The following is a 10,580-nucleotide window of genomic DNA, read 5'->3' on the forward strand; positions in this document are numbered from 1 at the left end:
GTCAGCGCAGTCCGAGGACGCCGAGCAGGCTCGGCACCAGACCGACCTGACGGTCGTCGCCGAGCACGATGCCGATGACCGGCGAGACGACATCGCCCACTGAGGTGGGCATCGAGGGCTCAGGAAGCGCGATGACCGGCTTGCCCTTGTCGGGCTCAGCCGGTGTGGTGGGTGCGGGCGCCTGCGGCGCCTTCTGATCGAGCTGGCCCTCCGGCGGCTCGGCGTCCGGGCTCGGAGCCGAAGTGTCGGGCCCGGAGGGGGCTGCAGGATCCTCCGTGGCCGGGGGAGCGGGGTCCTCGACGAGGGTGCGCTGCACGTCGGCGAGGAGCTGGTCGACGGTCTGCGCGACCCGCTGCGTGTCCCGCGCACACTGCGGGCACGCCGTCTGCAGGTCGACTCCCAGGCTTGCGAGCGCCTGCACGGCGCGCTCGGCGCTCACACGGTCGTCGGGGGCGAGTCGCTCGAGCAGCGCCGACAGCCGCGCCGCCGCGTCGTCAGCGAAGTCCGCGACCTCCTGAGCGTTCTGTTGATCGACCGAGCCGTTCGGATTGCCGAGGAGCAGCGCGGAGCCGTCGAGCGCGTTCTCCGAGAACGCGTCGAGCGCGGAACTGATCCGGGTGCGTGCGTTGCTCGCGTCCTGGGTGCTGAGGACCTCGGCCTCGGTGAGCCGGGTGGTGGCCTGCTCGAGCACGACGCGCCCGCGTGCCTCGTCGCTGCGGGCGAGCGTGCGTTCGACGCTCTCCGTCCCGAGCTTGACGGGGTACAGGATGTCGCCGGGCACGGCGTTGGCGCTCGCGCCCACCGAGCCGACGATCGCGATGGCCGCGGCGGCGAGCACGGCGGCGACCCGTCCGCGACGACGAGGCGGGGCGGCCGGGATCAGCGCGGTCCGGTCCGGGGCGCCGGCGACCATGGTGCTCGGTGCGGCCGTGAGCAAGCGGGTGCGCAGTTCCTGCTGGAACTTCGGGTCGGGTTCGGCCGTGGCGGATCGGGCCAGGAGGTCGGCCACGGTCACCAACTCGCGGACGCGCGCGTCGTCGGGACGACGACGAGAGGCCCAGGCGTTCTCGAAGGCCTGGGCGGCGCGGTGGCGGCGGGCGAACACGTGGACGGACCTTTCGACGGTGTGCACTGATCAACGAGGCGAGGCGGGGCAAGTTACGGTCCGGGGCGCAGCTCCTCGGGCAGATGGGCGGCGAGATTGCGCAGGGCCCGCAGCTGAAGTTGTTTGACGGCTCCCTCGCTGCGGCTGAGGGCGGCGGCGGTCTGCGCGATCGACATGCCGGACATGAAGCGCATGACGACGCAGTCGCGCTGTTCGGGGGCGAGCGCCTGGATCGCCTCGTAGAGCACGCGGTCGTCCAGCCCGGACAGCGCCTCGGTCTCGGAGCTGGCCGTCGTCAGGCCGCGGTCCGGCACCGTGTCGGACGTGACCTCGAGCCGCGACCGCGCCGACTTGTGGTGATCGGTCACGAGGTTGCGCGCGATGGTCGTCAGCCACGCCCCGAAGTCCTTGCCCTGCCAGGTGAACCGGCCGACGGCCCCGAGGGCGCGCATGAAGGTGTCGCTGGTGAGGTCCTCGGCGAGCGGGCGGGAGCCGACGCGGTAGTAGATGAAGCGGTAGACGCTGCTCACGTAGATGTCGTAGAGCTGGCCGAACGCCTCGGCGTCGCCGGTGCGGGCCAGCTCCACGAGCGCGTGGACGCGCTCGGACTCCTCGGGATCGGGCGGCGCGGCCGCGCGGCGGCTCTCACCGGACGGCGCTCCGATCTCGCTGAGCGCGATCCACACTGCGCGCACGTCGAAGGGCGCCGCAGTCGATACGGCGAACCCTCCAGAATGCGCGACCGTCACGTTTTCCCTCCCGCAACTGCCCCGACTGTACTTCGTGACGTGCGCGATGTCACAAGGAGCGGGCACGCAGCGCTCGTCGCGCGAGCGCCCCGGCGCCCCACACGGCGATCCCGGCGAGCGCCACTCGGGACGCGGCGATGGTCAGGCGCCGGCCGGTGCGGTAGTCGCGGATCAACCAGCCCTCGGCCTTGGCCTGCGCGCGCAGCTTCGCGTCCGGGTTGACCGCACAGGGATGACCGACGAGCGACAACATGGGCAGATCGTTGCCGGAGTCGGAGTAGGCGTAGCAGCGTGACAGATCCAGCCCCTCGCGTTCGGCGAGGTCCAGGACGGCGACCGCCTTGCCTTCGCCGTGGAGGAGTTCGCCGACGAGCCGACCGGTGTAGACGCCGTCGACGGACTCGGCCACCGTCCCGAGGGCGCCGGTGAGCCCGAGTCGGCGGGCGATGACCTCGGCGATCTCGATGGGAGCGGCCGTGATGAGCCAGACCCGCTGGCCGCGGTCCAGGTGCCACTGGGCGAGGGCGCGCGTCCCGGGCCAGATGCGGTGCGCCATGTACTCGTCGAAGACCTCCTCGCCGATCTCGCGCAGCTCGTCGACCCGGTGGCCGCGGACGAAGGCCAGCGCCGAGCTGCGGGCGTCGGCGATGTGGTCGGGACGCTCACCTCCCAGGTACTGGAAGTACAGCTGCTTCCAGAGCAGTCCCCACAGGTCGCCGCCGCTGAAGAACTCCCGCCGGTGCAGGCCGCGGGCGAGATGGAAGATCGACGCGCCCTGCATGATCGTGTTGTCGACGTCGAAGAAGGCGGCGGCGCTGCGGTCCGCGGCGGGTTCCAGCGCCCGTTCGACCTCGGCGGACGCGGCCGCCGCCTGCCCGGCCAGGAAGGACCGGGACTGCAAGTTGCGCGGCAGGCGGCGCTGTCCTCCCGGTGACATGCAGCACAGCGTATCGGTCCGGTGAAGACCGCCCGTGTGGTTGACTCGAGGTGTGCCCGTGAACCTGAGCGACTACCTCCGGCAAGCCGCGCGCGACGAGCCCGACGGCATCGCCCTGGTCGAGCCGCGGACGGACCGGGAGCTCACCTGGGCGGAACTCGACCAGTGGGTCGACCGCGTGGCGCAGACGTTGCTGGGACACGGTCTCGTGGCCGGTCACCGCGTCGCGCTCGTGATGACGAACGGCATCGATCTCGCGGTCGCCTACCTCGCCGTCCTGCGTGGGGGTCTGGTGGCGGTTCCGCTCAACCCACGCGCCACAGCGCGCGAGTTGAGCCGCGTCATCGCCGACTGCCATCCCAGACTGATCGTCGCGGACGCCGACTCGATCGCGCAGGTACGCGCGAGCGACAGGCGCGGCGCGCTCGTCGTGGTGCACCGCGCTGCTCCTGAGGACGGCGAACTGCGTTTCGGCGACCTCTTGCGGCGGGCATCGTCGCAGACACCGGTCGCGCCGGCGGACCCCGAGGCGCTGGCCGTCGTCCTCTACACCTCCGGGGCGACCGGCCTGCCGCGTGGCGCGCAGCTGACCCACCGGGCCCTGGTCGCGAACGTCGAGCAGGTCGCGCGGGTGGAGCCAGCCGTCATCGGGTCCGGCGACGTGGTGCTCGGGCTGCTGCCGCTCTTCCACGTGTACGGGCTCAATGCCGTTCTGGGTCAGGCGCTGCGGGCACGGGCGACCGTCGTGCTCATCGAGAGCTTCGATCCCGATGCCGTGCTGACGCTGATCGCGGCTCGCGGCGTCACCGTGGTGCCCATCGCGCCACCGGTCATCGCGGCGTGGGCCGGGCGCGAGGGGGCGCGCGAGGCGCTGGCCGGCGTGCGGCTCGTGCTCTCCGGCGCATCGCCGCTCGACCCCGATCTCGCCGAGGACTTCGCCCGAGCGACGGGGCACCGGGTCGAGCAGGGATACGGGCTCACCGAAGCGAGTCCGGTCGTCACCGCGACCCTCGTGCGCCCCGACGTCCCGCGACGCCCGTACAGCGTCGGCTGGCCGGTGCCGGGGGTGGAGCTCGAGCTGCGCGACGCTCTGGGCAAACCTGCTGCACCGGGCGATCCCGCGCAGATCTGGGTGCGCGGCGACAACCTGTTCTCCGGTTACTGGCCCGACGGTGCCGAGGGACCCGATGCGGCCGGCTGGTACGCCACCGGCGACCTGGGCATCCTCGACGAGCACGGCGCGCTCGCTCTCGTCGACCGCCTCCGCGAGCTCGTGCTCGTCTCCGGTTTCAACGTTTACCCCTCCGAGGTCGAGGACGTGGTGGCCCACGTGGCGGGCGTCGATCAGGTCGCCGTGATCGGCATGCCCGACGAGCGCACCGGCGAGGCGGTCGTGGCCTTCGTGGTCCCCGCCGACGACGCGCCCGGTGACGACGAACTCGTCGAGCGGATCGACTCCGCCTGCCGCGAGAGCCTCGCGCGTTTCAAGGTGCCGTCGCGCATCGTCGTGGTGGCGGGCTTGCCGCATTCGCCGACGGGCAAGGTCGCCAAGGGACGCCTGCGCGCCCTGGCCCGCAGCGAGGAGCTGGGCCTCGACCCCGACGACACCGCAAGGAGCAGTTCGTGACCCTTCCCCCGCACGCCACCGACGCCCGCGTCGTCGTCTACTCGCGCGAGGGCTGCCACCTGTGCGAGGCGGCCGAGCAGACGGTCGCGGAGGTGGTCGCCGGCAGCGGTGACGACTGGGTGCGCGTCGACATCGACGGCGACCCGCAGCTGCGCGAACGCTTCTCCGAACAGGTGCCGGTGACGTTCGTCGACGGTCGCCAGCACGATTTCTGGCGGGTCGATCCGGCCCGGCTCCGCGCTGCGCTGGACCGCCGCTGACGGTCCGGACGGCGTTCTCGATTTTGTGAACGCCTTCACCAGCTCGTAGACTGTTCTAGCGCCTTCTGACAGTCCTGACAGGGCAAATCCCGGTCGTTCGGCGCAGGAGCACTGTGACATTACTTCCGCGTAGTCCCCGGCTGACGGGCGCCTCGACGACCGATCGTGGCCTCCCCAACGCCACCGTCGCCCGACTCCCGCTGTATCTGCGGGCACTGACCCAGCTGCGGGCGACCGGTTCGGCGACCTGCTCGTCGGACCAGCTCGCCGAAGCCACCGGTGTCTCCTCGGCCAACGTCCGCAAGGACCTGTCGCACCTCGGCTCCCACGGCACGCGCGGTGTAGGCTATGACGTCGCTCACCTGCAGGCCGAGATCGCGCAGGCGATCGGCCAGACGCAGGAGTGGAACGTCGTCCTCGTCGGTGCCGGACACCTCGGCAAGGCGCTCGCCGCGTATCCCGGTTTCGCCTCCCGAGGCAGCCGGATCGTCGCGGTGGTCGACGCCGATCCGAAGCGGCTGGGGGAGCAGGTCGTCGACGGCCTCGTCATCGAGTCCGCCGACGATCTCGACGAGATCGTGCGCGACCGCGCGGTGTCCATCGCGATCCTCGCGACGCCGACGCACGCCGCTCAGGACGTCGCGGATCGGCTCGTCGCCGCCGGCGTCACGAGCATCCTGAATTTCGCACCCGTCGCGTTGCGGGTGCCCGACGGTGTCGACGTCCGCCAGGTCGATGTCGCCGCCGAACTGCAGATCCTGGCGTATCACGAGCAGCGTAAGAGCTCGCCACGAGAGGAGGCGGTGTCCGGATGAGCGTCCTCGTCGTCGGGATGTCGCACAAGTCCGCCCCGGTCGACCTGCTGGAGCGGGTCTCGCTGGACACCGATGCCGGTGTCAAGCTGTCGCATCGGGTGCTGGAGAACGACTACGTCAGCGAGTCGGTGGTGATCTCCACGTGCAACCGGGTCGAGATCTACGTCGAGGCGGAGCGCTTCCACGGCGCCGTCGACGAGGTCTCGCGGCTGCTCGCCGAGCACGCCGGTCTCGACCGTGACGAGCTCGTGCGCAACGTCTACGTCCACTACGACGAGGCTGCCGTCGCTCACCTGTTCGGTGTCGCGTCCGGCATGGACTCGATGATCCTCGGCGAGAGCCAGATCCTCGGCCAGGTGCGCGATGCGCTGCAGCAGGCGCAGGCCGAGTCCACGGTGGGATCTGCCCTCAACGCCCTGTTCCAGCAGGCGCTGCGCATCGGCAAGCGCGGCCACGCCGAGACCGGCATCGACCGGCTCGCGCCGTCGATCGTCACCGCGGGCTTCGAGGCCGCGGGCGACATCGTGGCCGACCCGTCGACGCGGTTCCTCGTGGCCGGTGCCGGCACGATGTCGAGTCTCGCCGTGCGCACGCTGATCGAGCGGGGCGTCGATCCGCAGCGGATCTGGGTCGCCAACCGGACGTTCCAGCGTGCCTTCGAGCTCGTGGCCGCGTTCGGTGTGAGCGCGGTCCGCTGGGAGTCTCTCGACGTCGAGCTCGCGGGCGCCGACGTTCTCATCACGTGCACGGGCGCGACGGGAGTCGTGTTCGACACGGAGCGGATCGAGCGCGCCACGCAGGGCCGTTCGCTCACCGTCATCGACCTCGCGCTGCCGCGTGACGTCGCCCCCGCGGTCCGCGACCTCCCCGGGGTGCGGGTCGTCGACCTCGACGTCCTCAAGCGGCAGGCCGCCAACACCGAGCTCGCCGACGACGTCCGTCAGGTGCAGGACATCGTCGAGGACGAGGTCCGCAGCTTCCTCGCCGCGAAGACCGCATCCAAGGTGACGCCCACCGTGGTGGCGCTGCGCAGCATGGCGACCGACGTCGTGAGCGCCGAGGCCGAGCGGCTCGAGGCGCGCCTCGGCGCTGCCGTGGACGACGCCGCCCGCAAGGAGATCCGTCAGGCGCTGCGGCGCGTGGCGGAGAAGCTCATCCACGCACCCACCGTGCGGGTCAAGCAGCTCGTCGACGGGCCCGAGGGGCTCACGTACGCCGATGCGCTGGCCGACCTCTTCGCCCTCGACCCGGGCGCGGTCTCGGCCGTCACGACCGTCGGCGGTGAGACCCCATGACCACCCTGCGTCTGGGGACCCGTGGCAGCGAACTCGCCGTCACGCAGTCCTCGCACATCGCCGATCGGCTCCGCGCCGAGACCGGCGTCGAGGTCGAACTCGTCACCATCAGCACGCTGGGCGACCGTTCGTCCGCGCCGCTGACCACGTTCGGCGGTCAGGGAGTGTTCGTCGCCGCCGTGCGCGAGGCGCTCGCCGCCGGTGAGGTCGACCTCGCGGTCCACTCGCTCAAGGACCTGCCGACGACGCCCGATCCGCGTCTCTCGCTCGCCGCGATCCCGTTGCGCGAGGATCCGCGCGACGCCCTCGTGGCCCGCGACGGCCTGACGCTCGGTGAACTGCCGTCCGGCGCGCGCGTCGGCACCGGTTCGCCGCGGCGGGTGAGCCAGCTCAACGCCCTCGGACTCGGCGTCGAGACGGTTCCACTGCGTGGCAACGTCGACACCCGCCTCGGCAAGGTCACCTCCGGTGAGCTGGACGCCGTCGTCCTGGCCCGCGCGGGTCTGTCCCGCCTGGGCCGGCTCGGCGTCGTCACCGAGGCGATCGACCCGATCCAGATGCTTCCTGCGCCGGGGCAGGGGGCCCTGGCCTGCGAATGCCGCGTCGACGACGACGCGACCATCCGCCTGCTCAGCGTGCTCGACGATCCCGACACCCGGGCCGCCGTCACTGCCGAGCGCAGCCTCCTCGCCACCCTCGAGGCCGGCTGCAGTGCTCCTGTGGGAGCGCTCGCAGAGATCGTGAACGACGGCGAGGAGCTGTGGCTCCGCGCCGTCGTGGGGGAGATCTCCGGAGCACCGTCCATCCGCTTGTCCGCCAGTGGCTCGCCCGACGAGGCCACGGCGATCGGGGAGCGTCTCGCTGCCGAGATGCTCGCCGAAGGGGCCGACCAGCTGGTCAGCGCCAGCGCCACCGCCCGATGAAGACCAGGCAGAACGAGAAAAGGAACACCGTGACCACCACCACCGCCATGGATGCGCCCGTGACGCCCGCGACGACTCCGACGCCGGCCCTCGGCCAGGTGAGCTTCGTCGGCGCCGGCCCGGGTGACGCCAGCCTGCTGACGGTGCGGGCCACCGAGCTGCTCGCAACGGCCGACGTCGTCATCGTCGAGACCCCCGAACAGGCTCAGCTCGTCACCAACGACGCCGAGATCGTCGACGCCGGCCGCGCCGAGGACGGCACCGAGCTGTCGCATGCTGCGCGCGCCAAGCTCGTCGTCAAGCACGCCAAGAACGGCAAGCACGTGGTCCGGCTCATGGTGGGCGACCCGTTCACCTACTCCACCGGTCCCGAGGAGGCGCTCGCCTGCAGCAAGGCCGGCATCCGGTTCGAGGTCATCCCCGGCGTCTCGTCGGTCTCGGCCGTGCCCGCCTACGCCGGTGTGCCGCTGACCAACCGCCAGCATCGCGAGTTCACCGTCGTGAGCGTCGGCGATTCGGTCATCGACTGGAACGAGCACGCGGGCGACGACACCCTCGTCCTGCTCTCGGCCGTCGGCCGCATCGGCGAGGTCGCCAAGGGTCTCATCGCCGCGGGACGCTCGGAGGAGACGCAGGTCGCGATGACCCGCGTCGGCACCACCACGGAGCAGACCACGGTCGTCTCGACCCTCAAGGACATCGCAGCCGACGCGAAGGCCGCCAAGATGACGTCACCGGCGATCACCGTCGTCGGCGAGGTCGTCGCGATGCGCGAGGCGCTCTCGTGGTTCGAGACCAAGCCGCTCTACGGCTGGCGCATCCTCGTTCCGCGCACCAAGGAGCAGTCGGCGGGGCTCGCGCAGCGTCTGCGCGGCTACGGCGCCGTGTCCGAGGAGGTCCCGACCATCTCGGTGGAGCCGCCGCGCAATCCGCAGCAGATGGACAAGGCCGTCCGCGGTCTCGTCGAGGGCCGGTACGAGTGGATCGCCTTCACCAGCGTCAACGCCGTCAAGGCCGTGCGCGAGAAGTTCGAGGAGTACGGGCTCGACGCCCGCGCGTTCTCGGGGCTGAAGATCGCCGCGGTCGGTGAGAAGACCGCCGAGGCGATTTCGCAGTGGGGCATCCGTGCTGATCTCATCCCGAGCGGAGAGCAGTCGGCGCGCGGCCTGCTCGAGGACTGGCCGCCCTTCGACGAGCTGCTCGACCCGATCAACCGCGTGTTCCTGCCGCGTGCGGACATCGCGACGGAGACCCTCGTGGCCGGGCTCGTCGAGCTCGGCTGGGAGGTCGACGACGTCACGGCCTACCGCACTGTCCGGGCCGCTCCGCCGCCGGCGCCGACCCGCGAGGCGATCAAGACGGGCAAGTTCGACGCCGTGATGTTCACGTCGAGCTCGACCGTCCGCAACCTCGTGGGCATCGCCGGCAAGCCGCACCAGTCGACGATCATCGCCTGCATCGGCCCCGCCACGGCCAAGACCGCCGAGGAGCACGGCCTGCGTGTCGACGTCCTCGCGGACAAGCCGTCGGTCGAGGTCCTCGCGGACGCGCTCGCCGACTTCGGCGCGCGTCGCCGCGACGCGCTCATCGAGGCGGGAGAGCCGGTCACCAAGCCGTCGCAGCGCACCAAGCGCCGCAAGAGCTGATGTTCCCGGCTGACCGTCCCCGACGGCTGCGGTCCACGCCCGCGATGCGGTCGCTGGTCCGCGAGACCCGCGTCGATCCGTCGCAGCTCGTGCTGCCGATGTTCGTCGCCGAGGGGCTCGCGGAACCGCGACCCATCGCGAGCATGCCCGGAGTCGTGCAGCACACGCGTGACTCTGCGCGTCGCGCCTACGCGGAGGCTGCGCAGCTGGGGCTCGGCGGCGTCATGCTGTTCGGAGTGCCCGAGCACAAGGACGCCGTCGGTTCCGGTGCCATCGACCCGAACGGCATCCTCAACCTCGCGATCGCCGATGCGCGAGCCGAGGTCGGGGACGCCACGGTCGTGATGGCCGACCTGTGCCTCGACGAGTTCACCGACCACGGCCACTGCGGCGTGCTCGATGCTCAGGGGCGTGTCGACAACGACGCGACGCTGGAGATCTACGCGCAGATGGGCGTGGTGCAGGCGGAGTCCGGCGCTCACGTGGTCGGCCCCAGCGGCATGATGGACGGACAGGTGGCGCGCATCCGCGCGGAGCTGGACGCCGCGGGCCACACCGATACCGTGATCCTCGCGTACGCGGCCAAGTACGCCTCGGCGTTCTACGGCCCGTTCCGCGAGGCCGTGGACTCGTCCTTGCAGGGCGATCGCCGCACCTATCAGCAGGATCCGGCGAACGCCCGCGAGGCCGTGCGCGAGGTGCTGCTGGATCTCGCCGAGGGCGCCGACATCGTCATGGTCAAGCCGGCGTTGTCGTACCTGGATCTCATCGCCGACGTGCGTCGTGAGGCCGACGTCCCCGTCGCCGCCTACAACGTCTCCGGCGAATACTCGATGGTCGAGGCCGCTGCAGCGCAGGGGTGGATCGATCGCGATCGCGCGATCGACGAGTCCGTGTTGTCGATCCGTCGTGCCGGCGCCGACATCGTGCTGACTTACTGGGCGACCGAGATCGCGAAGCGCTTGCGCTGACTCCGTCCTGACCGGGTCACTCGGTCAGGATCGTTCCACCGACGTCCCAGGTCCAGCCGTCCTCGTGTGGGATGGGCACGGCGTGGTCGAAGGTTTTGAGTTTGTGGTGGTGTCGGCAGAGTGCCCAGAGGTTGTCGGCGCAGGTGGGGCCGTCCGGTAACGGTTGACGATGGTCGAGGTCGCAGTTGGCGGCTTTGGTGGTGCATCCGGGGTATCTGCAGGTGCCGTCGCGGAAGCGGATTGCGTTGCGTA

11 protein-coding genes are annotated in these 10,580 nt (G+C 71.1%); 7 read left to right on the plus strand and 4 right to left on the minus strand.

Annotated elements, in window-relative coordinates:
- Position 1: 1 nt before the first annotated feature.
- The 3 genes from EHW97_RS14535 to EHW97_RS14545 are packed head-to-tail and all read right to left on the minus strand — an operon-like array spanning position 2 to position 2,791.
- Positions 2-1,105 (minus strand): DUF5667 domain-containing protein, encoded by a 1,104-nt coding sequence (locus EHW97_RS14535; protein ID WP_124237892.1) that lies wholly within the window; start codon positions 1,103-1,105, stop codon positions 2-4.
- Positions 1,106-1,158: 53 nt separating this feature from the next.
- A complete protein-coding gene (locus EHW97_RS14540) occupies positions 1,159-1,854 on the minus strand; it encodes a sigma-70 family RNA polymerase sigma factor (protein WP_124237893.1) in 696 nt (231 codons plus the stop codon).
- A gap of 49 nt (positions 1,855-1,903) precedes the next feature.
- Positions 1,904-2,791 (minus strand): HAD family hydrolase, encoded by an 888-nt coding sequence (locus EHW97_RS14545; protein WP_124237894.1) that lies wholly within the window; start codon positions 2,789-2,791, stop codon positions 1,904-1,906.
- Between the two features lie 58 nt (positions 2,792-2,849).
- Here EHW97_RS14545 and EHW97_RS14550 point away from each other — a divergent pair, with 58 nt between their 5' ends.
- From EHW97_RS14550 to hemB, 7 genes are all read left to right on the plus strand, one after another.
- Positions 2,850-4,418 (plus strand): AMP-binding protein, encoded by a 1,569-nt coding sequence (locus EHW97_RS14550; protein ID WP_243696472.1) that lies wholly within the window; start codon positions 2,850-2,852, stop codon positions 4,416-4,418.
- Positions 4,415-4,678, plus strand: coding sequence for a glutaredoxin family protein (locus tag EHW97_RS14555; protein ID WP_124237896.1), 264 nt, complete (start codon positions 4,415-4,417; stop codon positions 4,676-4,678). Before EHW97_RS14550 ends, EHW97_RS14555 begins: the two co-directional genes overlap by 4 nt.
- Positions 4,679-4,791: 113 nt before the next feature.
- Positions 4,792-5,493: a redox-sensing transcriptional repressor Rex gene (locus EHW97_RS14560; RefSeq protein WP_243696473.1), complete on the plus strand. Its 702-nt coding sequence runs from the start codon at positions 4,792-4,794 to the stop codon at positions 5,491-5,493.
- Positions 5,490-6,788 carry a glutamyl-tRNA reductase gene (locus EHW97_RS14565; RefSeq protein ID WP_124237897.1) on the plus strand — a complete coding sequence of 433 codons (1,299 nt, stop codon included), beginning with the start codon at positions 5,490-5,492 and terminating at the stop codon, positions 6,786-6,788. Before EHW97_RS14560 ends, EHW97_RS14565 begins: the two co-directional genes overlap by 4 nt.
- Entirely contained in the window at positions 6,785-7,711 is a 927-nt protein-coding gene (gene hemC / locus EHW97_RS14570) for a hydroxymethylbilane synthase (protein ID WP_124237898.1), read from the plus strand. The genes EHW97_RS14565 and hemC overlap by 4 nt, the downstream gene beginning before the upstream one ends.
- A 47-nt stretch (positions 7,712-7,758) precedes the next feature.
- Complete coding sequence (cobA, locus tag EHW97_RS14575; protein ID WP_124237902.1) at positions 7,759-9,357, plus strand: uroporphyrinogen-III C-methyltransferase; 1,599 nt, start codon at positions 7,759-7,761, stop codon at positions 9,355-9,357.
- A complete protein-coding gene (hemB, locus tag EHW97_RS14580; RefSeq protein WP_124237899.1) occupies positions 9,357-10,328 on the plus strand; it encodes a porphobilinogen synthase in 972 nt (323 codons plus the stop codon). The genes cobA and hemB overlap by 1 nt, the downstream gene beginning before the upstream one ends.
- A 16-nt stretch (positions 10,329-10,344) precedes the next feature.
- Here the strand turns inward: hemB and EHW97_RS15425 are convergent.
- Positions 10,345-10,580: HNH endonuclease signature motif containing protein (locus EHW97_RS15425; protein WP_166367529.1), on the minus strand; the 236-nt coding region annotated here is incomplete at its 5' end.

The sequence above is a fragment of the Aeromicrobium camelliae genome (genome assembly GCF_003850045.1).
GTDB classification, from domain to species: domain Bacteria; phylum Actinomycetota; class Actinomycetes; order Propionibacteriales; family Nocardioidaceae; genus Aeromicrobium; species Aeromicrobium camelliae.

Bases quoted from the DNA above. Each gene is read 5' to 3' on its own strand.
- EHW97_RS14545 (WP_124237894.1), bottom strand. From the start codon at position 2,791: ATGTCACCGGGAGGACAGCGCCGCCTGCCGCGCAACTTGCAGTCCCGG.
- EHW97_RS14565 (WP_124237897.1), top strand. From the start codon at position 5,490: ATGAGCGTCCTCGTCGTCGGGATGTCGCACAAGTCCGCCCCGGTCGAC.
- hemC (WP_124237898.1), top strand. From the start codon at position 6,785: ATGACCACCCTGCGTCTGGGGACCCGTGGCAGCGAACTCGCCGTCACG.
- cobA (WP_124237902.1), top strand. From the start codon at position 7,759: ATGGATGCGCCCGTGACGCCCGCGACGACTCCGACGCCGGCCCTCGGC.
- hemB (WP_124237899.1), top strand. From the start codon at position 9,357: ATGTTCCCGGCTGACCGTCCCCGACGGCTGCGGTCCACGCCCGCGATG.